18 protein-coding genes are annotated in these 23,815 nt (G+C 71.1%); 6 read left to right on the top strand and 12 right to left on the bottom strand.

Features of this window, described 5'->3' with window-relative positions; genetic code table 11:
- Positions 1 to 36 precede the first annotated feature (36 nt).
- Positions 37 to 888 (bottom strand): iron uptake transporter permease EfeU, encoded by an 852-nt coding sequence (gene efeU / locus MMF94_RS20255; protein ID WP_241038683.1) that lies wholly within the window; start codon positions 886 to 888, stop codon positions 37 to 39.
- A gap of 463 nt (positions 889 to 1,351) precedes the next feature.
- Between efeU (MMF94_RS20255) and efeU (MMF94_RS20250) the strand changes: the two genes are divergently transcribed.
- The 4 genes from efeU (MMF94_RS20250) (at position 1,352) to MMF94_RS20235 (ending at position 6,278) form a co-directional block, all read left to right on the top strand.
- Entirely contained in the window at positions 1,352 to 2,185 is an 834-nt protein-coding gene (efeU, locus tag MMF94_RS20250) for an iron uptake transporter permease EfeU (RefSeq protein ID WP_241038883.1), read from the top strand.
- A gap of 43 nt (positions 2,186 to 2,228) precedes the next feature.
- Positions 2,229 to 3,377, top strand: coding sequence for an iron uptake system protein EfeO (efeO, locus tag MMF94_RS20245; protein ID WP_241038882.1), 1,149 nt, complete (start codon positions 2,229 to 2,231; stop codon positions 3,375 to 3,377).
- A complete protein-coding gene (efeB, locus tag MMF94_RS20240; protein ID WP_241038682.1) occupies positions 3,374 to 4,636 on the top strand; it encodes an iron uptake transporter deferrochelatase/peroxidase subunit in 1,263 nt (420 codons plus the stop codon). The genes efeO and efeB overlap by 4 nt, the downstream gene beginning before the upstream one ends.
- 148 nt (positions 4,637 to 4,784) lie before the next feature.
- Positions 4,785 to 6,278, top strand: coding sequence for an alkaline phosphatase family protein (locus MMF94_RS20235; protein ID WP_241038681.1), 1,494 nt, complete (start codon positions 4,785 to 4,787; stop codon positions 6,276 to 6,278).
- A gap of 73 nt (positions 6,279 to 6,351) precedes the next feature.
- Here the strand turns inward: MMF94_RS20235 and MMF94_RS20230 are convergent, their stop codons facing one another.
- The 7 genes from MMF94_RS20230 to MMF94_RS20200 form a co-directional block, all read right to left on the bottom strand.
- The gene (locus MMF94_RS20230; protein ID WP_241038680.1) at positions 6,352 to 7,131 is read right to left on the bottom strand and encodes a lytic murein transglycosylase; all 780 of its coding nucleotides are present in this window, start codon (positions 7,129 to 7,131) and stop codon (positions 6,352 to 6,354) included.
- 60 nt (positions 7,132 to 7,191) lie between these two features.
- Positions 7,192 to 8,145 (bottom strand): nucleoside triphosphate pyrophosphohydrolase, encoded by a 954-nt coding sequence (locus tag MMF94_RS20225; protein WP_241038679.1) that lies wholly within the window; start codon positions 8,143 to 8,145, stop codon positions 7,192 to 7,194.
- 3 nt (positions 8,146 to 8,148) lie between these two features.
- Positions 8,149 to 9,084, bottom strand: coding sequence for a hypothetical protein (locus MMF94_RS20220; protein ID WP_241038678.1), 936 nt, complete (start codon positions 9,082 to 9,084; stop codon positions 8,149 to 8,151).
- Between the two features lie 81 nt (positions 9,085 to 9,165).
- Complete coding sequence (locus MMF94_RS20215) at positions 9,166 to 9,627, bottom strand: RDD family protein (protein ID WP_241038677.1); 462 nt, start codon at positions 9,625 to 9,627, stop codon at positions 9,166 to 9,168.
- 145 nt (positions 9,628 to 9,772) lie between these two features.
- The gene (mfd, locus tag MMF94_RS20210) at positions 9,773 to 13,345 is read right to left on the bottom strand and encodes a transcription-repair coupling factor (protein WP_241038881.1); all 3,573 of its coding nucleotides are present in this window, start codon (positions 13,343 to 13,345) and stop codon (positions 9,773 to 9,775) included.
- A 140-nt stretch (positions 13,346 to 13,485) separates the two neighbouring features.
- Positions 13,486 to 14,718: a M23 family metallopeptidase gene (locus tag MMF94_RS20205; RefSeq protein WP_241038676.1), complete on the bottom strand. Its 1,233-nt coding sequence runs from the start codon at positions 14,716 to 14,718 to the stop codon at positions 13,486 to 13,488.
- 167 nt (positions 14,719 to 14,885) lie between these two features.
- Entirely contained in the window at positions 14,886 to 18,245 is a 3,360-nt protein-coding gene (locus MMF94_RS20200; RefSeq protein ID WP_241038675.1) for a S41 family peptidase, read from the bottom strand.
- Positions 18,246 to 18,360: 115 nt separating this feature from the next.
- Between MMF94_RS20200 and MMF94_RS20195 the strand changes: the two genes are divergently transcribed.
- Both MMF94_RS20195 and MMF94_RS20190 read left to right on the top strand, forming a co-directional pair.
- Positions 18,361 to 19,599 carry a PQQ-dependent sugar dehydrogenase gene (locus MMF94_RS20195; protein ID WP_241038674.1) on the top strand — a complete coding sequence of 413 codons (1,239 nt, stop codon included), beginning with the start codon at positions 18,361 to 18,363 and terminating at the stop codon, positions 19,597 to 19,599.
- Positions 19,600 to 19,737: 138 nt separating this feature from the next.
- Positions 19,738 to 20,622, top strand: a complete 885-nt coding sequence (locus tag MMF94_RS20190) for a phytanoyl-CoA dioxygenase family protein (RefSeq protein WP_241038673.1) — start codon at positions 19,738 to 19,740, stop codon at positions 20,620 to 20,622.
- 19 nt (positions 20,623 to 20,641) lie between these two features.
- Here MMF94_RS20190 and MMF94_RS20185 read toward each other — a convergent pair whose 3' ends face one another.
- From MMF94_RS20185 to MMF94_RS20170, 4 genes are all read right to left on the bottom strand, one after another.
- Complete coding sequence (locus MMF94_RS20185; protein ID WP_241038672.1) at positions 20,642 to 20,914, bottom strand: DUF2277 domain-containing protein; 273 nt, start codon at positions 20,912 to 20,914, stop codon at positions 20,642 to 20,644.
- Between the two features lie 76 nt (positions 20,915 to 20,990).
- Entirely contained in the window at positions 20,991 to 21,689 is a 699-nt protein-coding gene (locus MMF94_RS20180) for an endonuclease domain-containing protein (RefSeq protein ID WP_241038671.1), read from the bottom strand.
- 273 nt (positions 21,690 to 21,962) lie between these two features.
- Positions 21,963 to 22,988 carry an NAD-dependent epimerase/dehydratase family protein gene (locus MMF94_RS20175; RefSeq protein ID WP_241038670.1) on the bottom strand — a complete coding sequence of 342 codons (1,026 nt, stop codon included), beginning with the start codon at positions 22,986 to 22,988 and terminating at the stop codon, positions 21,963 to 21,965.
- A gap of 34 nt (positions 22,989 to 23,022) precedes the next feature.
- A complete protein-coding gene (locus tag MMF94_RS20170) occupies positions 23,023 to 23,697 on the bottom strand; it encodes a PIG-L deacetylase family protein (protein WP_241038669.1) in 675 nt (224 codons plus the stop codon).
- Between the last annotated feature and the right edge of the window lie 118 nt (positions 23,698 to 23,815).

The raw sequence follows: 23,815 nt of genomic DNA, 5'->3' as shown, positions 1-23,815 counted from the left end.
GGGACGGGTGGATCGAGGCGATCATCCGCAGGGGGTTCACCCGCGGGTCGGCTCCGGCTCGGGGGTGGGCGCGGGCTCCGACGCCCGGCGCCGCGAGGCCGGTCCGCGCTGCGGCCAGAGCACGTGGACGAGCATCGGCACCGCGTAGACCAGCCAGATCACCGCCTCCACGATCGTGGGGAACGGCTGGATGCCGAGCACGCCGGTGAGCAGCGACGAGATCGGCGTGCCGGGCTGCACGAGCCACGAGAGGTCGGCTGCCTGCTGCTGACCGAAGTTGATCCAGCCCGCCTCGTGAGCGGTGTGTGCAGCGGTCATGAGCAAGCCTGCGGCGACGATGACGAGCACTGCACCCGTGATCCGGAAGAAGCGGGCCATGTTCAGCCGGACACCACCGCGGTAGATGCCGTAGCCGAGGACGACCGCGATGATCACGCCGAGCAGCGCGCCGCCGCCCGCTTCCAACGGGGAGGTGCTGGCCTGGAACGCCGCCAGCAGGAACACCACGGTCTCGAAGCCCTCTCGGAGCACCGCGAGGAAGGCCATCCCGACCAAGGCACCCGCCGAGCCTCGGGCCAGCGCGGCGGTGGCCGACGACTCGAGCTCCGCGCGCATGTGACGGGCGTGGCGCCGCATCCAGAGGATCATGTAGGTGACCATGGCGACGGCGAAGAGCCCGATGAGCGTCTCGAGCCCCTCCTGCGCCGCCTGCGGCAGGTCGGCGGTGAGGAGTTCGAGCGCGACCCCGACGGCCACGCAGATGAGCACGGCGATCCCGACGCCCACCCACACCTGACGCAGTGCGTCCCGACGACCCTGGTTGGCCAGGAAACCGGCGATGATCCCGACGATAAGTGCCGCCTCGAGACCTTCCCGAAGGCCAATCACAAAGGTCGCCAGCACAGCATCAACCCACTTTCGAAAGGGCGGGCAGGGGAACGATCGCAGGCTTGCCTATCCGGCGTTCAAGTTAGGTTGGCCTGAGCTGCCGTGTCAAACAGCGCGGCTTTCCGAGTAATTTGCACAAATTAATCGAATCACCGGAACAGGATCATCAGGATCGATCGCTCGGAGCGGCCATCGCAGAGCGCAGCCCGCGATGCAGCGCCGGCGCGGCAGCACGCCGCAGTCCGGCCCGGCGAACCGAGGCCGGCCTGTCGATCTCGGTCGTTCGTAACGATCGAGCATCGCGCCACCCCTAAATCGCCATGAAAAGGACTATTCGGGCTGGCCAGACGGCCCGACGCGGATCACGCTCCGCCGCACCTTTCCTCCCAGCTGTACTGAGGCTACCCTCGGCCCGATTGAGGCCAAGCTGGCCTAATAAGGCCGTGTGGAGAAGAGGATCCCATTGCTCGGGAACGCCCTGATCGGCCTCCGGGAAGGCCTCGAAGCCGCCCTGGTGGTGAGCATTCTCATTGCGTTCCTGGTGCGTACCGGGCGCCGGTCCGTTCTTCCGAAGGTGTGGCTCGGCGTCGCTATCGCGGTGGCCATCAGCGTCGGCGTCACACTCGCATTGACCCTTACACAGCAAGCTCTCACATTTCAGGCGCAGGAGGCGTTCGGCGGCGGCCTCTCGATCATCGCCGTCGGTTTCGTCACCTGGATGATCTTCTGGATGCGGCGGGCCGCCCGCTCCATCTCCGCCGAGCTCCGCGGGCGGCTGGAGAGCGCCATCCAGATGGGCTCCACCGCCGTCGTCGTCATGGCCGCGCTCGCGGTGGGCCGAGAGGGCCTCGAGACGGCGGTGTTCTTCTTCGCCGCGGCCCAGGCTGCGGGCGAGACCACCGAACCGCTCATCGGGTTCCTGCTCGGCATCGCCGTGTCGATCCTGCTCGCCTACCTCATCTACCGCGGCGCCGTCACGCTGAACATGGGCAAGTTCTTCACCGTCACCGGCGTGCTGCTGGTCTTCGTGGCGGCGGGGATCCTCGCCTACGGCATGCACGACCTGCAGGAGGCCGCCATCCTCCCCGGGCTCGACACGCTCGCGTTCGACGTCAGCGCGGCCGTTCCGCCGGACTCCTGGTACGGCACCTTGCTCAAGGGGATCTTCAACTTCTCGCCCCAGACCACCGTGCTCGAGGCGATCGTCTGGGTCGCCTACGTGGCCGTCGTCCTCACCCTGTTCGTGCTGCCGCAGCGCAGCGCCCGGCCTGTCGCGTCAGCCCCCACCACATCGTGACCGTTCTTCGTGATCGCCCCCCTTTCGATCGTCTAGGAGCATGATGTCCCGCAGAGCTCGCGCCGGGCTCCCCGTGGCCGCCCTCGCGGTGGCCGCCCTCGCCGGCTGCACCAGCACGGCACCGGCCCCCACCACCGGCGGCGCGGCTGCCGGCGGCCCCATCCCCGTCCGGGCCGCGGACGACGCCTGCGAGGTGGGCGGCGCCGAGGCACCCGCGGGCACCATCACGTTCGCCGTGAACAACACGGGGAGCAAGGTCACCGAGTTCTACCTGTACGGCACGGGCGACCGGATCATGGGCGAGGTCGAGAACATCGGTCCGGGCCTCACCAGGCAACTCATCGTCGAGGTGCCCGACGGCGGCACGTACACCACGGCGTGCAAGCCGGGCATGGTCGGCGACGGCATCCGGGCACCCTTCACCGTCACCGGCACGGCCGCGCGCTCCGTGGACGAGAACACGAAGCTCGCCGAGGCCACCGCCGGCTACAAGCGCTACGTCACCTCGCAGATCGACGCGCTGGTCCCGAAGACGCAAGAGTTCGCCGACGCCGTCAAGCGCCAGGACGTCGAGGGCGCCAAGGCGCTGTTCCCGGTGTCGCGCACCTACTGGGAGCGCATCGAGCCCGTGGCGGAGTCCTTCGGCGACATCGACCCGAAGATCGACGGCCGCGAGGACGACGAGCGCGACCCCGGCGTCGCGTTCACCGGCTACCACCGCCTGGAGAAGGACCTCTGGGTCGACGGCCTGCAGCCCGACTCGCCGGCGATCGCCGACCAGCTGATGGCCGACATCAAGGACCTGCAGAGCCGCGTGACCACCGTCGAGCTCACGCCGGTGCAGCTCGCCAACGGGGCGAAGGAACTGCTCGACGAGGTCGCCACCGGCAAGATCACCGGCGAGGAGGACCGCTACTCGCACACCGACCTGTGGGACTTCAAGGCCAACGTCGAGGGTTCGCAAGGGGCCGTCGCCGCACTGCGCCCGGTGCTCGACGACAAGGACCCGACCCTCGGCCCGACGCTCGACGAACGCTTCGCCGCCGTCGACACCCTGCTCGAGGGATACCGCGCGGGCGACGGGTTCGTGCTCTACACGCAGCTCACGCCGGACGACACGCGCAAGATGTCCGAGGCCGTCGACGCGCTGGGTGAGCCGGTGAGCCAGGTCGCCGGGGTCGTCACGTCGTGAGCCCGATCTCGCGACGCCGGCTGCTCGGCTGGACGGGCGCCGGGGCCGCGCTGGCCGGGGTCGGCGCGGCCACCGGCTTCGCTGTCGGCTCGACCGGCGGCGGGACCGACGCCCCCGCGAGCCCCGGCGTGGTGCCGTTCCGCGGCGATCACCAGGCCGGGATCATCACGCCCGCGCAGGACCGGCTGCACTTCGTCGCACTCGACGTCACCGCTGACGACCGCGACCGGCTGCGGGCGCTGCTCCAGAAGTGGACCACCGCGGCGGAGCGGATGACGGCGGGCGCCGAGGCCGCGCCGGGCGGCGCGGTCAACCTGAACCCGCAGGCCCCGCCGTCCGACACCGGCGAGGCGCTCGGGCTGCCCGCCTCGTCGCTGACACTGACGTTCGGGGTGGGCGCGTCGTTGTTCGAGAAGGACGGCGTCGACCGCTTCGGGCTGGCGGCGCAGCGTCCCCCGGGCCTCGCGGAGCTGCCGAGCTTCACCGGCGACCAGATCGACCCCGCCCTCTCCGGCGGCGACCTGTGCATCCAGGCGTGTTCCGACGATCCGCAGGTGGCGGTGCACGCGGTGCGCAACCTCGTCCGGATGGGCTTCGGCACCACCTCGGTGCGCTGGTCGCAGCTGGGGTTCGGGCGCACCTCGTCCACGTCCACGGAGCAGGCGACCCCGCGCAACCTCTTCGGCTTCAAGGACGGCACCCGCAACCTCAAGGCCGAGGACTCTGCCGCCCTCGAGCAGCAGTTGTGGGTACAGCCCGGCGACGGACCGGCGTGGCTCGAGGGCGGCTCGTACCTGGTGTCCCGCCGGATCCGCATGCACATCGAGATCTGGGACCGCACGTCGCTCGCCGAGCAGGAGGTGATCATCGGGCGGACGAAGGGCGAGGGCGCGCCGCTCGGGGCGGCCGCGGAGTTCGACCCGATCGACTTCGGCGCCACCGGGCCCGACGGACAGCCGCGCATCCCGGCGGACGCACACATCCGTCTCGCCTCAGCGGAGTCGCTGGGGGGCACGAAGATCCTGCGGCGGGGCTACAACTTCGTCGACGGCAGCGACGGGCAGGGGCACCTCGACGCCGGCCTGTTCTTCCTCGCGTTCATGCGCGACCCGCAGGCCCAGTTCGTGCCGATGCAGAGGGCGCTCGCCAAGTCGGACGTGATGATGGAGTACATCGAGCACACGAGCTCGGCCGTGTTCGCGTGCCCGGCCGGGCTGGGCGAGGGTGACTACTGGGGGCGCAGCCTGCTGGAGCCCTGATCTCCGCAGCAGACGTTCGAGCGGCCGGCATCCCGCTTCAACTGGAGTTCAGCTCGCGTCATCACCGCATGAGCGCCGACGTCGATCATCGCGACGAAGGTCCGGTGCATGGTTCTGAACCGACACGCACCGTCCCGAAATTACGGCAATGAGTGAGAACTCGGACTCCTCCGGCGCGCCCACCCGGATGACCCGCCGTCGGCTGCTCGGCTCGGCAGCGGCGGCCGGTGGGCTCGCGGCCGCCGGACTCGTTCTGCCCCGGAACGTCCAGCGGGCGCTGGCGGCACCAGAGCCCACGAACCGACGACTCGACGACATCCGCCACGTCGTGATGCTCATGCAGGAGAACCGCAGCTTCGACCATTACTTCGGGATGCTCGCGGGAGTCCGCGGGTTCAGCGACCCGAACGCGATGAAGATCGCGGGTGGTCGCTCGGTCTTCGAGCAGCCCGACCCGGGTAACACCGACGGCTACCTGATGCCCTACCGGCTCGACACACGCACCACGGCCGCGCAGGCGATCCCGTCGATGAGCCACGAGTGGACCGTCCAGCACCAGGCGCTGAACGGCGGCAAGAACGACAACTGGTTGCCGGCGCACCGGGCCTCCGACGGCGACACCACGGGTGCGTTCACCATGGGCTACTTCACCCGCGAGGACATTCCCTTCCAGTACGCCCTGGCCGAGGCGTTCACCGTTCTCGACGGGTACCACTGCTCCGTGCTGGGACCCACAGGACCGAACCGGCACATGTGGATGGCGGGCACCATCGACCCGAACGGCGAGGCCGGGGGGCCGTCCCTCACGACCTCCGCTCCCAACGCGGCCTACTCGTTCACGACCTACCCCGAGCGGCTCACCAAGGCCGGGGTGTCGTGGCGGATCTACCACGACCCCGGCTCGACCACGGGTCTGCCGTCGATCCAGCACATCAAGCAGTACTACGAGGCGAAGAAGGGCTCCGACCTCTACGAACACGCGATGGCCCCCACCCCGGTCGGCCAGTTCGAGTACGACGCGATGAACGACAAGCTGCCCACCGTGAGCTGGATCCTGCCGCCGTCGGACTTCGACGAGCACCCGGCACACCTGCCGGCGGCCGGCGCCACCTTCGTGGCCGCCAAGATCGATGCGATCGCGGCCAATCCCGAGGTGTGGGCGAAGACCGTGTTCATCCTGTCCTACGACGAGAACGACGGGATGTTCGATCACGTCGTGCCGCCCACCCCGCCTCACGGCACGCCGGACGAGTACGTGACCAAGACGTCGGTGACGGGCGTGGACGGCGGCAACCTTCCGGTCGGGCTCGGCTTCCGGGTACCCGCGGTGGTCGTCTCCCCGTGGACCGTGGGCGGCTGGGTCAGCTCGGAAACGTTCGACCACACCTCGCAGCTGCTGCTGCTCGAACGGCTCACCGGAGTCGTCGAGACGAACATCAGCGTGTGGCGGCGCAAGAAGGTCGGCGACCTGACATCCGTCTTCCGCTTCGACAGCACGGAGAAGCCACCGACGCTCCCCAGCACCACGGGTCGGTACAACCTGGCCCGATACGAGGCGAAGCGGCTGTCCATGCCCGCCCCGCCGATCGGTAAGCAGCGCATGCCCGACCAGGAACGAGGAGACCGTCGGCAGGTGCCATAGGCCGCGGCGGATTCACCGGGTGGACGAGCGGCGCGTTCGCACCGACCTGCCGTTCGTGCAGGTCAGGCCGTGCTCACGGCGCGACAGCTCCCGCATACCGGTCGGCCGCGGCCCACACCAGCCGCGCGTAGGAGACCGACCGGTTGTAGGTCATCACCCCGGCCCACCAGCCCGCGCCGCTCGCGGTGTCGCGCCCGCCGGCGCAGAGGTAGGCGGCTGCGCCCGCGGCGGCGTCGTCGATCTGGAACGGGTCGCGCACGCCGTCGCCGTTGCCGTCGGCGCCGTAGCGATCCCAGGTGGTGGGCAGGAACTGCATCGGGCCGACTGCGCGGTCGTAGGTGGTGTCGCCGTCGAGACGGCCGCCGTCGGTGTCGCGGATCTCCCGCACACCCTGGGATCCGTCGAGCGGCACCCCGATGATCGCGGGCCTGGACATGCCGTCGGGGTCGAGGTTGGCGCGGCCGAGCTGGCCGTGGTCGGACTCGACACGACCGATGGCCGCGAGCGTGGTCCAGGAGAGCCGGCAGGCCGGCGTCTTGGCCCGCTCCTCCATCTCGGCCTCCGCATAAGCGCGCAGCGCGCGGGCGGGGACACCGCTGCGCGCCGCCGTGTGCGAAGACCAGGCCGCGAGGTCGAGACCGGCCGCGAGGGCCGGGGGCTGCGGCACGGGCGTGCCCTGGCCGACGTCTGCCGGCCGCAGTCCGTCGCCACGCCGGGCACCCTGCCCGTCGTCGTCGATCGCCGCGATCCCGGTCAGTACCACCGCGACGAGCCCGACACCCGCCAGAACGAACGCGATGACGATCGCGGCGCTGCGCCGACGGGGAGCACGGGGAGCTTTCCGCACGGCCACTCGATCAGGTTAGCCAGACCGGGCGCTCGCTGATCATGACGATTCTCGGCGAATCCGCGATCAGCTTCCCTGGCGCGGCCAGTGGCGCCGCCACGCCGCCGCGTCGAGGGCGTGCGGATCCTCGCCGTCGGCCGCCGCGTTGCGCTCGGCGATCCGGACGTGATCGACGAACCGCCGGGCCGCCGCACGCAGCTCGGCCTCGGGATCGATGCCGGCGAGCTTCGCCGAGGCAGCGGCCGCGAACAGCTGCTCCCCCACGCCCCGGCCGGCAGGCAGCAGCTCGGGAGGCAGCCCGGCGCGGGCGGTGCGACTGGTCAGCTTCGCCGCGAGCGCGGCAGCAGGCTGCCCGAGGGGCACTCCGTCCACACTGGACTCCCGCTGCTTCTCCGCGCGCTTGAGCTCCTCCCAGCGGTGCTCCTGGCGCTGGGCCGAGTCGATCTGCTCGGTGCCGGCGAACACGTGCGGATGCCGCCCGACGAGCTTGGCCACGAGGTCGGTGGCCACGTCGTCGATGTCGAACGGCGCGCCCACCTCGGTGGGGTCGGACTCGGCGGCGATGCGGGCGTGGAACAGCACCTGCAGGAGCACGTCGCCGAGCTCCTCGCGCATCGCGTCGCGGTCGTGGTCCTCGATCGCCTCGTAAAGCTCGTAGCACTCCTCGACGAGGTACTGCAGCAGGGAAGCGTGGGTCTGCTCGGCGTCCCACGGGCAGCCGCCGGGCGAACGCAGCCGATCCATCACGGCCACGGCGTCGAGCAGCGCGGCACCGGGCGGCTCCGGCGCTCTGACCACAGTGTCGGCCGACGGGATCGTGGGGTGCTCCTGATCGGTGGTGAGCAGGACCCCACCGTCCGGGACGTCCTCGCCGCGGGACGCTCCTGCGGCGGCGACCACCTCGTCCGGGACCGTCCGATCAGCGACGACGAGCGCTGCGTCCCGCAGTGCGGGCAACGCGGCTGCGGGCACGGCGTGCGGCGCGCGAACGGAGAGGACGACGACGGTGCGCGACGCCACCGCTCAGCCCACTGTGGCGGTGCCGGGAGCGGGGGCGGGCGCGGCCACCGGTGGCAGGACCATGCCCGTCTGCTGCCCGTCGGCGACGACACGGAGCTGGATCGGGTCCCAGACCCCGTACCGCGGGTTCACGCGGACGCCCAGCTTCTCGGCGTCCGGCTGGAGCAGCCGCTCGCCGATGGTGGTGAGCTGTGCCTGGCTCATGTTGTTGACCGCGGCAGGGTCGGACGGGGCGTTGGTGCTCCGCTCGGTGACCTTGAACACGATCCAGGTGCTTTCCTGCGGGCTGGGCTGGAAGGCGACCACCCCGCCCACGGGAACGCCGAACAGCACGCTGCCCGCCTCGTTCGGGTTGGTGGCGGCCTGCACGGTGGTGCCCCGCTCGGCAACCCGGGGATCGGTGAACAGCGCGTCGGCCGCGGGGCCTCCGTGCTGCAACGTCTGCGCCTTCGCCTCGGCGTCGGCGCGGGACGTGGCCGCCACCAGGTCGACCGTGACCGCGAGCCCGGCCACCGAGCGCTTCGCGAGCTCCGCTGCGATGAGGTCGTCGCGCACCCGCTGGCGGAGTGTCGCGTGGTCGTAGAGCGAGCCGTCGACGATCGCGTCGACTCCACCGCTGCCGGCGAGCTCGGCGTCGATCTGGGCGTCGGTGACGACGACCCGGTCCGCGGCGGCCCGCCGCTGGAGCAGGTCGTGAATCACCTCGCGGGTGACGATGCTGCGAGACAGGTCGGCGGTGGTGCCGCCCTGGGCCGTGATCCGGGCGATCTGGTCGGTCTTGCTCAGCGCCACGTCGAGCTGCGACTGGACGCGCGTGAGTGGCACCGCGTCGGCGCCGATGATCACCGCCGATCCCGCCTGATCAGGACCGCTGCACCCACCGATCACCGCGCCCAGGACCGCTACGGCCGCTGCGACGCGCCCTACCTGCATGCGCACCGCCACACTCTTTCACGGCCGTCTCACCCGTCCACCGGCGCCCGTGCGTTACGCGGGACATCGCCGACCGGGCCGTCACGCTCAGAGGTCGGCCTGCACCACGAGCGTGCGGCACATCTTGTCGGCGAAGGTCTGCTTCTGCTCGTCCCACAGCGGCCACGCGTACCCGAGAAGGAAGGGGATCGCGTCGAACAGGTGGGCGATCTGGCGACCGACGGCACGCCGGAACCCGACGGGCTTCCCGGTCGCCGCGCCGACGAGCCGCACCCCGAGCGCGCGCTTGCCGAGGCTCTGCCCCGTGCGGCCCTGGCAGTACCCGCTGTTCCACAGCACGAAGACGACGGCCACCACGGCCGAGATCGCGTAGACGACCAGCGCCAGGGTGCGGTCGCGGGGGATCAGCGCGGCGATCAGCACGGTGAAGAGCAGACCCATCGGTATGCCGACGTCGATGAGGAAACCACCGACCCGCTGCCCGTAGGTGGCGGGCACGGGCACGTACTGCGCCCGCTGTGACGGCTGGGCCGCGAGGGGAACGGACAACGCAACGCTCCGGGGGATCAGGCCCACCCCAGGGCCGATCCCGGGTGAGCTTCTGCTGGAACCTCTCCCTGGACCCGGACAGTGTTACGAATTCGGCCCGACTCGTACCCGACCGTGCAACACCCGGTCGGGTACGAGTGCCGGCTCAGACGGGCGCAGGCACCCTGGTCGGGGCCAGTACATCGCGCAGCAGAGTGGTGCACCAGTCCAGAAGCTCGGCATCGCGCAGCGGCGTCCCGCCGATCCGGCCGCTCTCCATCGGCCGCGGCACGACCACGGCCCGCGTGGCAGCCCGGTACGTCGCCTTCGGGTGCAGCCGCTTGAGCCGCAGCTGGGCCGAGTCGGGCAGATCGACCGGGCCGATCCGGATGCCGTTGCCCCCCACCGCCACCTCGGCGACGCCGAGCGTGCGGCAGGTCTGGCGGAACGCGGCGACGGCGAGCAGGTTGCGCACCGGCACGGGCGGCTCGCCGTAGCGGTCGGTGAGCTCCTCGACGATCGCCTCCAGAGCGGCGGCGTCGCCCGCCTCGGCGATCTTGCGGTAGACCTCCAGCCGCAGCCGCTCCCCCGTGACGTAGTCGTGGGGGACGTGCGCGTCGATCGGGAGGTCGACCCGCACCTCCGCGAGCTGCTCTTCCTCCTCGCCGTCGCCCGCGCCTGCCGCCTGCCGGAAGGCGGCCACGGCCTCGCCGACGAGCCGGATGTAGAGATCGAACCCGACGCCCGCGATGTGGCCGCTCTGCTCCGCGCCCAGGATGTTGCCCGCACCGCGGATCTCGAGGTCCTTCATCGCCACGGCGGCGCCCGCGCCGAGCTCCGAGTGCTGGGCGATCGTCGCGAGCCGGTCGTGGGCGGTCTCGGTGAGCGGGTGCTCGGGCGGGAAGAGGAAGTACGCGTACCCACGTTCGCGCCCGCGGCCCACCCGGCCACGCAGCTGGTGCAGCTGCGAGAGACCCAACGTGTCGGACCGCTCGACGATCAGCGTGTTGGCGTTGGAGATGTCCAGGCCGTTCTCCACGATCGTCGTGCAGACGAGAACGTCGAACTCGTTGTGCCAGAACCCGTTGACCGTGCGTTCGAGCAGGTCCTCGTTCATCTGGCCGTGCGCGATCGCCACCCGCGCCTCGGGCACGAGCTCGCGGATCCGCCGCGCCGCACGGTCGATCGTCGACACGCGGTTGTGCACGTAGAACACCTGGCCGTCGCGCAGCAGCTCACGCCGGACCGAGGCGGCGACCTGCTTCTCGTCGTAGGCGCCGACGTAGGTGAGCGTGGGGTGACGGTCCTCGGGCGGTGTGGCGATCGTGGACATCTCGCGGATGCCGGCGAGGCTCATCTCCAGCGTCCGTGGGATCGGCGTCGCACTCAGCGTGAGGACGTCGACGTGCGTGCGGAGCGCGGTGATGTGCTCCTTGTGCTCCACACCGAAGCGCTGCTCCTCGTCGACGATCACGAGGCCGAGGTCCTTCCACCGGACGCCGGTCTGCAGCAGCCGGTGGGTGCCGACCACGATGTCGACGGTGCCCTCGGCGAGGCCCTCCACGGTCTGCTTGGCCTCGGCGGGGTCGGTGAAGCGGGAGAGTCCCTTCACGGTGACGGGGAAGGCGCGCATCCGGTCGGAGAACGTCTGCAGGTGCTGGGTGGCCAGCAGCGTGGTGGGCACGAGCACCGCCACCTGCTTGCCGTCCTGCACGGCCTTGAACGCCGCGCGCACCGCGATCTCGGTCTTGCCGAAGCCCACGTCACCGGAGATCACACGGTCCATCGGGACCGGGCGCTCCATGTCCTGCTTGACCTCCTCGATCGCGGCGAGCTGGTCGGGCGTCTCGGTGAACGGGAAGGCGTCCTCCAGCTCGCGCTGCCACGGGGTGTCCTTGGCGAACGCGTGGCCGGGCGAGGACTGGCGGGCGGCGTAGAGCTGCACCAGCTGTGCCGCGATCTGACGGACGGCCTTGCGGGCGCGGCCCTTCGTCTTGGCCCAGTCGCCACCGCCGAGCTTGTTGAGCGTGGGCACTTCACCACCGACGTAGCGGCTGATCTCGTCGAGCGCGTCGGTGGGGACGAAGAGCCGGTCGGCGGGCTGGCCCCGCTTGGACGACGCGTACTCCAGCACCAGGTACTCGCGGGTGGCACCGCTGACCGTGCGCTCGCGCATCTCGACGAACTTGCCGATGCCGTGCTGCGAGTGCACGACGTAGTCGCCGGGCTGCAGCGTCACCAGGTCGACGGCGTTACGCCGCTTCGACGCGAGCTTGCGCGGCTCGGTGCCCGCCGCCCGGTTACCCGTGAGGTCGGCCTCGGTCAGCACGACGAGCGCGCTGGCCGTGGCCGTGAAGCCCTCCGTCAGCCGCCCGCAGGTGACCGTGACCAGGCCCTTCTCGGGCGGCTCCGTCAGCCGGTCCACGAGCGTGGCCGGCACGTCCGCCTCACGCAGCTGCTCCAGCGAACGCTGCGCGGTGCCCTGGCCACCGACGACGAGCACAGCGGTGCCACCGGCGGTGACGTGGGCGCGCAGGTCGACCAGCGCCCGGTCCGTGTCGCCGCGGTAGGACTCCACCTCGTGCACGGCCGGGGCGAGGGCGTCCTCGCGCCCGCTCAGCAGCGGGCTCAGCGTGAGCACCGGCCGTCCCGTGGCGGCGGCGTGGTCGAGCACCTCGTCCAGGTCGCGGTAGGCAGACGCTCCGACGTCGATCGGCGCGGCCCCGCCCGTGCCGGCCGCGAACCAGCTCGCCTCGAGGAACTCGTGCCCCGTACGGACGAGGTCGGCGCTGCGGGTGCGGATCCGCTCGGGGTCGGCGAGCAGTACCGGCGACCCCGCGGGCAGCAGGTCGGTAAGCAGCTCCAGCTCGCCACCGACCAGCGCCGGAACGAGCGACTCCATGCCCTCCGAGGGGATGCCCTCGGCCAGGTGCTCCAGCAGCTCGCGCAGCGGCGGGTTGTTCTCGTGGGTGCGCGCGAGCTCCGCGGCTCGGGCGCGCACCGGCTCGGTGAGCAGCAGCTCCCGGCAGCCCGGCGCCACCAGCTCCGCGACGGCAGCGACCGAGCGCTGGTCGGCGACGGCGAAGTAGCGCAGCTCGCTCACCTCGTCGCCCCAGAACTCGACGCGGACGGGGTGCTCGGCCGTGGGAGGGAAGACGTCGATGATGCCACCGCGCACCGCGAACTCGCCGCGAGCGGTCACCATCTCGACGCGGGTGTAGGCCAGCTCCACGAGCCGGACGAGCAGCGCGTTGAAGTCGGCGGTGTCCCCCACTCGCAGCTGGACGGGGTCGAGCCTGCCCAGGCCCGGCGCGATCGGCTGGATGAGGCTGCGCGCGGCGGTGACCAGCACACGCGGCGCGGTCTCGGGGCGGGCCAGCTTGCGGAAGAGCGACAACCGCCGTCCGACGGTGTCGGGGCGCGGGGAGAGCCGCTCGTGCGGCAGCGTCTCCCAGGACGGGAGGACGGCCACGTCGTCGCGCCCGAGCAGGTCGGCGGCAGCGGCGCCGAGGTCCTCGGCCTCCCGGTCGGTGGCGGTGACGGCCAGAACGGTGCGCCCGGCGCCGCCGTCGTCCACCGGTGAGCCGAATGCGGCGGCGAGGATCGGACGAAGCGCGGACGGTCCTTCGATCCGCAGCGCGGGCATCTCGCCCACCACGGGTCGCACGTTGCGCGCCGCATCGAGGACAGCGCGCAGATCGGGGTCGGAAAGGGAGGAATGAAGCAGACCGGAGAGCATGGCCACGGTTCGAGATACCCCTCGCATGGCAGGAGCTGGGCAGCACAGACAGACCCCTACCCGGGACTGGCGCCCGGTGGGGCCTCGGCTTCCAGGCTACGCCCGGGACCGGGCACGCCCGCCCGGGGTCGGGATCCGCGTCAGGCCCGGGGGAAGCTGACGACCACCCGGTCCAGCGGGTACTGGTCGCGGTGTGCGCCGTCGCTCGGCGTGGGCTGCACCGGAAGGGGCTGGGTGGTGTTCTCCAGCTGGTCGAGAGCCTGGGTCGAGGCGATCTGCCCGGTGACGGTGAAGGAGTCGATGACGTAGGGGACGCCCTCCGACTCCACCGGCGACGCCCCGTCCATCACGTGGAAGTGCAGGTGCGGTACCGAGCTGTTGCCGCTGTTGCCGACCAGGCCGATCGGGTCCCCTCGCGCGATCCGCTGCCCCTCCTCGACGCGCAGCGAGCCCGCCTGCATATGCGCGTAGAGCATGTAGAGGCCGTCCTCGATCGCCACGATCACGCTGTTGCCGTCGGCCTTGTCGAGGCTGATGCCCGCCGGGAGCTCGCCCGGCTCCTGGTCGGGAAGGCCGTCGATGACCTTGACGACGGTGCCGTCCGTGGCAGCGATCGCCTGCTTCCCGTAGATCGTGTAGTCGGAGGGGTCATCCGGGTCGTCCCCGGTGACGGTCCGGCCTCGCGCGTCGAGTTGCTCCCAGTCCACCGCGAAGCGCTGGGCGAACCAGAACCCGTTGTCGACCGACAGCCCGGCCCGGCGATGACGCACCGAATCGCAGCAGCTGTCGGCCGCGATGTAACCGGACCCCGGGACGAGCGGCGGCCCCAGCACCGGCACCGTCGCGTCGCTCACCGTCACCGCCACCGACTTCGACGTCACGCCCTCCGGCGGGAACCCGGGCGCCGTCACCGTCACCCGGTTCTCGAGCCGATCGGGGATCTCGGCACGCGTGGCGAACTCCAGCGTCATGAAGAGCATCGCGATCTGACCGTCGCCGATCCCGGTGACGCCCGACCGTGCGCTCGGCAGGGCGAGAGCGGGCGGGATCTGGGCCGTGTCGAGCGTGTAGAGCACCACACCCGCCGGGCTGCGCACCTCGACCCGGGTGGGCGTGAGCATCAGCGACGTCATGTTGCGCAGGTTCAGCTCGTAGGTGGCGATGAACTTCCCATTCGAGGCGGCGAACGGGATCGTCGGCTCGAACGTCGAGACGATCAGCGGCGACAGCGCGGTGGGAAACTCCGAGCCACGCAGCTCGCCCGTGATCGGGCTGTGGCCGCGCTGCATCGGGACGCGCGGGGGAGGCGCTGTGCACGCCGCAATCAGCACGAGACCCAGCGCAAGCAGCGCCGTCGATCGCCGCGACGTCACGGGTGCACCCCTCCCACCAGCACACACTCGTGATGACCAGCCCGAATGTGAGCAGCGGCGCCCGACCCTCACCCGATCGGTCCCCCACATGCGCGTTCACCCATCGGCACGAGCGGCACTCCCGTCCGGCCCTGTCGGACGGGAGTGCCGCGCGTACGAGGTGGCCGTCAGGGGCGGGGCGGCAGCTCCGGGCGGCGGCGGCTCGGCCGGGTGGCCACGTCGGGCGGACGCACCGCGGGCTGCTCGGCCAGCGCCTCCAGCGCCATGTCGACGGCCCGCTCCAGCTGGGGATCACGCCCGGCCACCCAGTCCTGCGGCGCGATCACCACCTCCACGTCGGGGTCGACGCCGTAGTTCTCGACGTTCCAGTTCGTGTCGTCGAACCAGAACGCGTACCGCGGCTGCGTCACGCGCGTGCCGTCGACCAGCCCGTAGCGCCCGTCGATGCCGATCACGCCACCCCAGGTACGCACGCCGACAACCGGGCCGATGCCGAGCCGCTTGATCGCCGCGGTGACGATGTCGCCGTCCGAGCCGGACAGCTCGTCGGCCAGGGCGACGACGGGGCCGCGCGGGGCGTCCTCGGGGTAGGTCGTGGGCTGGCGATGCCGCGCCAGGTCCCAGCCGATCACCTTGCGCGCCAGCTTCTCCACCACCAGCTGCGACGTGTGCCCGCCGCTGTTGCCGCGGACGTCGAGGATCAGGCCCTCCCGGCTGGTCTCGCGGCTCAGGTCCCGGTGCAGCTGCGCCCAGCCCGGCGCCATCATGTCGGGCACATGCAGGTAGCCGAGCCTGCCCTCGGACCGGTCGGCCACGAACGCCCGGCGGCCGGCCACCCAGTCCTGGTAGCGCAGCGACGTCTCGGACGACAGCGGCTTGACCACGACCCGGCGCACCGTGCCCGCGTCATCGCGGTCCGGCCCGGAGCGGACGGTGAGCTCCACCAGCTCGTCGGCCCGCGACACGAGCAGCGGCGCAGGTCCGTATGCAGGGTCGACCGGCTTGCCGCCGACCTCGAGGATCACGTCGCCGGGGCGGACGTCGACACCCGGCCCGGAGAGCGGGCTCCTGGCAGCGGGGGCCGACGTCTCCGGGGGCAGCACGCGCACCACGCGCCACCCGTCGTCGGTGGGCTCCAGGTCGGCGCCGAGCAGCCCAGGCTGCCCCGAGTAGTCGCCCGCCGCGCGTCCGGACACGTAGGCGTGCGACGTGCCGAGCTCGCCCTGCAGCTCCCACAGCAGGTCGACGAGGTCGTCGTGGCTGCCGACGGCGTCGACGAGCGGCCGATACCGGGCCATCTCCTCGGCCCAGTCCACGCCGGCCATGTCCGGCGCCCAGAAGTGGTCGCGCATCAGCCTGCCGGCCTCGTCGAACATCTGCCGCCACTCTGCGGTGGGGTCGACAGTGACGACGATCCGGCGGGTGTCGATCTCGAACTCGTCGGCGTCGCCCTCACCGGGCGTCGAGGAGTTCGGGCGGTCGGTCCGCAGCACACGCAGCGTGCCACCGTCCCGGACGACGAGCCGCGTGCCGTCGCCGCTCACGGCGAAGCCGCTGATCGGGTCGGCGATCACGTCGAGCTTGCGGCGCACCAGGTCGTAGCGCTCCAGCACCGGCCGTTCGGCCTTCTGGTCGGTGCCCGCGCGGGTGTCGCCGAGCACGCCGGAGACGGGGACCCGGTACCAGAGCAGGCAGTCCTTCCCCGCTTGCATCCCGCTGTAGCGCGCCGCGACGACGGGCACGGGCACCACTCGGTCGGCCAGCCCCTCGACGTCCACCACCACCTCGGGCGGGGTGTCGTCCTTCTTCTTCTCCGGCTTGGCCTTGCTCTCGGCGGCGGCGTCCGGCTCGGCCGACGGGTCCGTAGCCGCCGGCGCGGGCAGGTCCGACGGCCCCTCCTCCCCCGGCGAGACCGGACGCCCGTCAGGACTCGCCCCGAACGGGGAGGGCGTGCGGGCGGCCAGCGGAACCAGGAACGGACGCCACGACGCCGGGAAGGTGAGGTCGAAGGAGTGCTCGTCGTAGATCGGGTCGAAGCTGCGGCGTGACAGGAAGGCCAGGTACTTGCCGTCGGAGGTGAACGTCGGATCCATGTCCACGAACCGCGGCTCGGTGACGGCCACGAGCGTGTCGTCGGCGAGCCGGGCCATCATGATCCGCGTCAGGCCGGACTCGACCGGGTCGCGATAGGCCAGCCAGGCGCTGTCGGGCGACCAGCAGAGATCACTGATCTCCCCGTCGGCTCCTCGCGCCAGTTCACGCAGCTCACCTTCGCGGTCGCCGGTGAGCTCCAGCACCAGGAGCCGCCCGTCGTGCGCGGCCAGCGCCACCTTCGACCCGTCGGGGGCCGCGGCCAGCGCCAGCACGCGACCGACCTCGCCGACCCCGTGACGGCGCAGCGGTGCCGCCCCATCGGCACGCTCGTCGAGCGGGGCCACGCAGACGGCGTCCTCGCCTTCGACGTCGTCCACCCACACCACGCGGTCATCGCCGAGCGGCCACGCCAGCCGGGCCCGGGCACCCGGTTCCGCGAGGAGCGTGCGGGCGGGCCCGTCGCGGTGGGTGAGCCGGTGGACGGTGCCGCGCACCAGCGCGATGCTCGTGCGACCGGTGCGGTCGGGCGCGGCCGACGTGAGCTCGTCGGCGGCGCGGATGCGGAGCGGTTCGCGGGCCGTGCGCGGGCCACCGAGTCGCACGTCGAGGCGCCGGGGCTCGGCGGCGTCGTCGAGCGAGTCGAGGATCCAGAGCTCGCCCGCCGACTCGAACACGACCCGCTCGCCGTCGGTGCTCGCGTGCCGCACATAGAACGGCGGCGCATCGGGGCCGCCGTGGTCGGTGTGGCGCCGCAACCCGGATCCGTCCGCACCGAGCGAGTAGATGTTGCCCCAGCCCTCGTGGTCGCAGATGAAGGCGATGCGCCTCCCGTCGCCGGAGCCGACGAGCATCGGGGCCGCCATCTGCCCGTCGAGATCGGCCGCGAGCCGCACGAACTGCCCGGACCCGGTCGCGTCCCACCACAGCTTGCCGGCCGTGCCGCCCCGGTACCGCTTCCACCAGGCCATGTCCCGCGACAAGACGCTGGTGACGATCACGATCGGGCTGCCGTCCGCGACCAGTGCGACGTCGGAGACCGGTCCGAGGTCGAGCCGGCGCGGCGTGCCACCGCCCGGCGGGATCGCGTAGGCCCAACCCCGCCGGGACGCCTGCCCCACCGTGCTCACGGCGAGCACATCTCCGTCGGGCGTCCACCCGACCACGTGCGCACGTGGGTCGGCCCAGTAGGACAGCCTGCGCGCGCCGCCACCGTCGATGTCGCTGACGAACACCTCGGGCGCCCCGTCCCGCCAGGATGTCCACGCAACCCGCGTGCCGTCCGGCGACAGGCGAGGATGATCGACCGGCACGTCGTCGGCGGTGAGCCGGTAGGCCCTCCCACCTGACACCGGCGCAGTCCAGACGTCGTTCTCGGCGACGAAGACGAGGGTGTCCGCGTGCAGGTGGGGGAAGCGGAGGTAACTGCGGGGCATGGTCCAGACGGTAGCGATCATCAGAGTCGACAGGGAGCCGTAGATCGACCCGTTCGCAAGCGGATGGGCGTTTTGCACACCGCGTCCTCACTCGGGCGGCGGCAAGATGAGGCTCATGCTGCGGACCACGGCCAGCCGCTTCGTCGTCGCAGCGGTGGCCGCTGCAGCGCTGGGGCTCACCGGATGCACAGCGCCCGACGCCGCGACCTCGGGCGAGACCGGCAGCTCCTCCGCGCCGGTCTCGGCCCCCACCCCCCTCGCCCGCACCGGCACGCCCGAGCTGCGGGCAAGCGTCGTCGCGGGAGGCCTGTCGCACGTGTGGGACCTGGGATTCCTCCCGGACGGACGCGTGCTGCTGACCCAGCGGGACGGCCGGATCGCGATGCTGTCGAGCACGAAGCCCGGGGCCACCGTCACGCCCGTCGACGCCGATCAGTCCGATGTGTACGTCCGGGGCGAGGGCGGGCAGATGGGGATGGTCGTCCACCCCGACTTCGCCGAGACCCGCCGATTCACCACGTGCCAGACCCATATGGAGGGAAGCACCCCCACCGACGTCCGGCTGGTCACCTGGCAGCTGTCCGCCGACGGCAGGGCCGCCACCAGGGTCGCCGACCCACTGGTCGGCGGGATGCCGATCAACCCGTCGGGCCGGCACTCGGGGTGCCGCCCGACGCTCGCCTCGGACGGCACGCTGCTCGTCGGCACCGGCGACACCGCGCGCGCCGCCATCCCGCAGGACCTGACGTCGCTCGGCGGCAAGGTGCTCCGCATCGACCTCGCCACCGGCGGGCCCGCGCCCGGCAACCCGTTCGCCGACGCGGGCAACCCCGCACAGCGGCTCGTCTGGAACTACGGCCATCGCAACGTCCAGGGCGTCGCCGTCGATCCGCGCTCCGGAGCGGCGTACTCGGCCGAGCACGGCCCGACCACAGACGACGAGGTGAACCTCCTGCGTGCCGGCGCCAACTACGGCTGGGACCCGTCCCGCGGCGGCACCGTCGGGGGGTACGACGAGTCCGTGCCGATGACCGATCTCCAGCGCTTCCCCGACGCCGTGTCCGCCGCGTGGAGCTCGGGCAGCCCGGTGGAGGCGGTGTCCGGCGCGGCGTTTCTGAGAGGTCCACAATGGGGTGATCTCGACGGAGTACTCGCGGTGGGCGCACTGCGCGGACAGAAGTTGCTGCTCATGCGCCTGGGCGCGGACGGTAACGTCGCTCAGGTGACCATTCCGCCCGCGCTCGATGGCGCGTTCGGCCGGCTGCGGGCCGTCCGGCTCGCACCCGACGGGGCGCTCCTGCTATCAACATCCAACGGCGCCGATGACCAGGTACTCCGCATCGATCCGGTATGACCGTTTTCGTCGGCGACTACTACGATTCCTAGTGGCGCATGCCTACTAACTTCCTTCGTAGGACCGACCTGTCCTGGTCGTACGGTAACCTCCATCCGCGAACTTGCAGGGCATTCGACCGGAGAAGCGAGGAATTGCGTGATCACGCTCTATCTGAACCGTCAGATCGCCGACGACCGCCGACGTGAGTCGCTGTTCTCCGGCGATTTCTACCTTTACACCGGGTTGCCCGGCGCGGCCGGTTTGGTGAAACACGCCGAGAACCTCATCGCCGAGACGTTCGGCGACCTCGATCCCGAGCGCGCCCAGTTCGAGATGAGCGTCGAGGAGTTCATCAGCCGGGTGGGCCCGCTCAAGTCCGAGTTCACCAACGGGCAGCGCACCAAGGAACTGTGCCAGCAGTTCGCGGTGGACTTCGGTGTCGACCCCGACCGCACCTACTTCGACATCCCCCGGCTGCGCGTCATCCCCGCGGAGAACTACCTCACCGCCGGCGTCAGCTACAACTACAAGGCCCACCGCGACATGTGGTACGGCCACCCGCAGCAGCTGGTCAACTACTGGACCCCGGTCTTCCCCGTGGTCGGCGACAACGTCATGAGCATGTACACCGACTACTTCGACAAGCCGGTGAAGAACGGCTCCAACCAGTACGACTATGACGAGTGGGTGGCCAAGCACCGCCACGCCGCCGCCGAGAAGACCACCACCGACGACCGGCCCCACCCGCTCCCGCTCGAGGAGATCGAGTCCCGCGGCGAGATCCGGATCGCGGGGGGCGCGGGCGATGTGATGATGTTCTCGTCCAACCACCTGCACGCGTCGGCGCCGAACCTCTCCGGCGTCACCCGCTTCTCCTACGACCTGCGCACCATCAACATCGACGACGTGCGTGCTGCCCGCGGCCCGCGCAACGTCGACAGCGGTGCCACCGGCACCACCCTCGGCGACTTCCTGCGTGTCTCCGACCTCGCGCCGCTGAAGGCCGAGGAGTTCGCCGACGCCATGGCCGCCTCTCAGTGATCTGCGGCCGCCGCGCGCCTCAGCCAGTGGCGTAGCGCGCGGCGGCGCGTTCACGCGCCTTGGCCGCCTCCACCTCGCGGTTCTTCGGGGGCGCCGAGGTCACGAGTTCGTCCAGCAGCCGGTGCGTCGCGGCGGTGACCGCCTCCACGGCCCGGGCGAACGCCTCCTCGTTGGCCTGCGACGGCGAGGTCGACCCGCTGACCTTGCGCACGTACTGCAACGCAGCCCCGTGCACCTCATCCCGGGTGGCAGGCGGCTCAAAGTTGTGCAGGGTCCGTATATTCCGACACATAAACCCAATCCTGCAGCATTGCGGAGCCCTAGTGCTGCTGCAGGGCGCTTCAGACAGCAGTACGGCTCCTACCTGCTCATGCCGCGGGGATTGCCTGCCTTATCGTTCTGATCAGTCTTCGCCCGTCGCGGAGTAGTGGGGCTGTCACGAAGACCACGTCCCAGCCTGCCGCGTGCACGCGATTGAGGCGGTCACGGTCGCGGTTGAGCGCCCACGTCTCGCCGTCACGCCAGTCGCCGTCGTACTCGATGGCGACCTTGTACTCAGGCAGGGCGAGATCCACGCGTGCGATGCGACCGCCCGCGTCGTGGATCCAGTACTGCGGCACCGGAGCAAGACCGTCGAGCACGAGGTGGACGCGGAGCTTGGACTCCGGCAACGACTCCGCCCTCGGGTCGGCCAGTTCGACGGCGCGCCGGGCTACGACGATGCCGTTGTCGGACCGCTGCGCCACCATCGTCGCGACGGCCGCGTATTCGACCAGCCGGGCGCGCAGCACAGCGTCCAGATCAGCTACGGCATCAGGTAGGGCACGGCCGAGCAGAAGGTCGAGGGCGAGCCGCATCGGTGTGGCGATCCGACCGCCGGCCCAGGGCTCCCACTCCACGGGCTCGATTCCGGTACGCCGCACGTCCAGCCCACCGCGATGCCCGAGCCGCATTTCCGGCGGCGCGAGGACCTGCACGTCGTCGTCGCGCCAGCAGAGGGGCACGCCCCTGATCGTGGCTGCTGACCGACCGGTGATCACTGCCCCGGCCGGTAGGGCGAGAGCCATCGCCCGGCACCGTAGCTGGTGGGTGATCTGCCCCGACGAGACCGTATAGACGTCGCGGCAGAGCCGCCGTACCGAAGGCCCGCGCAGCTGAGCGCGTGTGAGAAGCCCGCTGGCCACAGCCTCGGACCCACGAAAAACAGCGGGAAGCACCATGCACAAAGGCTGGCGCAAAAGCCGCAGACGAGCGAACGCCCATCCACAGCCCCAGCGTTGTGGAGCCGTAGTGCTGTCAGAACCCGCGCCCCAACAGCACTACGGCTCCACAATGCTGTGTTAGTGCTGTACGCGCATTGTCGCGTCCAGCTCGCCTGCCTTTTGGCGGGCGTTCAGGACTGCCAGGCGGGTGAACTTGTTGTCGAACGCGTCCTGTGTCAGGCCGCGCTCGCGGTACTCCTTCGAGAGCTGCTGAGCGCCGTCCGGGATGGTCCACTTCGCCTCGAACTCGAGCTCCTTGCGTGCCCGGGAGAAGTCCACCCGGTAGGAGCGCGGGTCGTTTCCGGCCTCGCCGGTGATCTCGAGGTCGGAACCCGGCACCGCCTCCACCACGGCCTGGGCGATCTCGGCGACGGTGCGGTTGTTCTTCTCGGTGCCCACATTGAACGCCCGTGCCCGCACGACGTCGGCCGGCGCGGCGAGCCCGGCGAGCACAGCGCCCGCGATGTCCTCGGCATGAGCCAGGGGACGCCACGGGGTGCCGTCGGAGAGCACGGTGACCTTGCCGGTGAGGATGGCCCGTCCGACGAGGTTGTTCAGCACGATGTCGGCGCGCAGCCGCGGGGAGAACCCGAACGCGGTGGCGTTGCGCAGCGAGAACGGCACGAAGTCGCTGTCGGCGAGCTCCGCCAGGTCGTCCTCGACTCGCACCTTGGAGATCGCGTACGGGGTGACCGGCTTGAGGGGCGCGTCCTCGTCCACCAGCTCGTCGCCGGACTGAGCGCCGTACACCGAGCAGGTCGACGCGTAGGCGAAGCGGGAGACGCCGGCCTCCTTGGCCAGGCGGGCGAGCCGGGTGGAGGCGTGGTGGTTGATGTCGTAGGTGATCTCGGGGGCCAGCGAGCCCAGCGGGTCGTTGGAGAGCGCCGCCATGTGGACGACGGCGTCGAAGCCTTGCAGCTGCTGGGCGGTGACGTCCCGCAGATCGGTGCTGAGCCCGGGAACGTCCGGGGTGTCCAGCGAGCCGAGCACGCACTCGGCGAACAGGCCGCTGTCGAGCCCCGTCACGTCGTGGCCTGCCGCGGTGAGGATCGGGGCCATCACGGTGCCCAGGTAGCCCTGGTGACCGGTCAGCAGAACTCGCACGGGGATCCCTTCGAGTGGTTCGTATGGGCGGGGTTCAGTCCACCGGGTGGTCGACCCCGGTGAGAGGCGCGACTCCGAGCACGAGCTTCGACGCGTGGAACGCCTCGGCGTACCGCGCATGGCACTGCACACCGCGGATGCGGGCCAACCCTCCGAACGTCTCGGCGTCGAACCAGCTGCGGTCGCGCTGCGAGCCGTAGTGCTCGTGGAGCTTGGCCACCTTCTCGCGCAGCACCGGCTCGGCAAGGGGCAGGTACACGGTGGGCTGAGCCAGGTCGCTCTCCCACTTGAGGATCTCGTAGCCCAGCGTGAGGTGGTCGCGGAAGACCGTGGGCACGAGCTTCGCGAGCGTCCGGTGGTCCTGATGGGCGTCGTGCGGCGACGGCGCGAAGATGATGTCCGGTTCACCGAGGGTGCGCAGCTCCTCGATGGCGAGCTTGGCACGCTCCCAGCGCGTCGGGACGCGACCGTCGGGTAGGTCGAGGACCGCGACCTCCAGCGCGGCCCCGGGGCAGAACGCCGCCAGAGCCGCGCGTTCTTCCTCTTCCCGCAGCGAGCCGCCCCCGGTGAGGACGAGCGCGGAGACGGTGACGCCGGGATGCGCACGGCACAGCTCGATGAGGGACCCGCCGGCGCCGATCGCGATGTCGTCGCAGTGGGCGCCGAGCAGCAGGATCCGGTCGATGCGCTCCGGCAGCAGGCTCAGCACGATCTCATCGCTCGATGTTGGCGTCGTTCATTGCCGCGATTGTGGCCTGCAGAGGGTCGCGGTCGCCTGTGCTGTTCTCCCAGAGCATCCAGGGCCGGGTACCACCCTGGTAGGCCGC

Origin of the sequence: Pseudonocardia alaniniphila, from assembly GCF_022524485.1 — a bacterium.
Taxonomy (GTDB): domain Bacteria; phylum Actinomycetota; class Actinomycetes; order Mycobacteriales; family Pseudonocardiaceae; genus Pseudonocardia; species Pseudonocardia alaniniphila.
The sequence above is the reverse complement of the archived record's forward strand: the minus strand, read 5'-3'. Positions and strand labels throughout refer to the sequence as shown.

Excerpts from the sequence above, each read along its gene's own strand:
- MMF94_RS20235 (WP_241038681.1), top strand. The coding sequence starts at position 4,785 with ATGAGTGAGAACTCGGACTCCTCCGGCGCGCCCACCCGGATGACCCGC.
- MMF94_RS20180 (WP_241038671.1), bottom strand. The coding sequence starts at position 21,689 with ATGGCTCTCGCCCTACCGGCCGGGGCAGTGATCACCGGTCGGTCAGCA.
- MMF94_RS20195 (WP_241038674.1), top strand. The coding sequence starts at position 18,361 with ATGCTGCGGACCACGGCCAGCCGCTTCGTCGTCGCAGCGGTGGCCGCT.
- mfd (WP_241038881.1), bottom strand. The coding sequence starts at position 13,345 with ATGCTCTCCGGTCTGCTTCATTCCTCCCTTTCCGACCCCGATCTGCGC.
- efeO (WP_241038882.1), top strand. The coding sequence starts at position 2,229 with ATGTCCCGCAGAGCTCGCGCCGGGCTCCCCGTGGCCGCCCTCGCGGTG.
- MMF94_RS20200 (WP_241038675.1), bottom strand. The coding sequence starts at position 18,245 with ATGCCCCGCAGTTACCTCCGCTTCCCCCACCTGCACGCGGACACCCTC.
- MMF94_RS20185 (WP_241038672.1), bottom strand. The coding sequence starts at position 20,914 with ATGTGTCGGAATATACGGACCCTGCACAACTTTGAGCCGCCTGCCACC.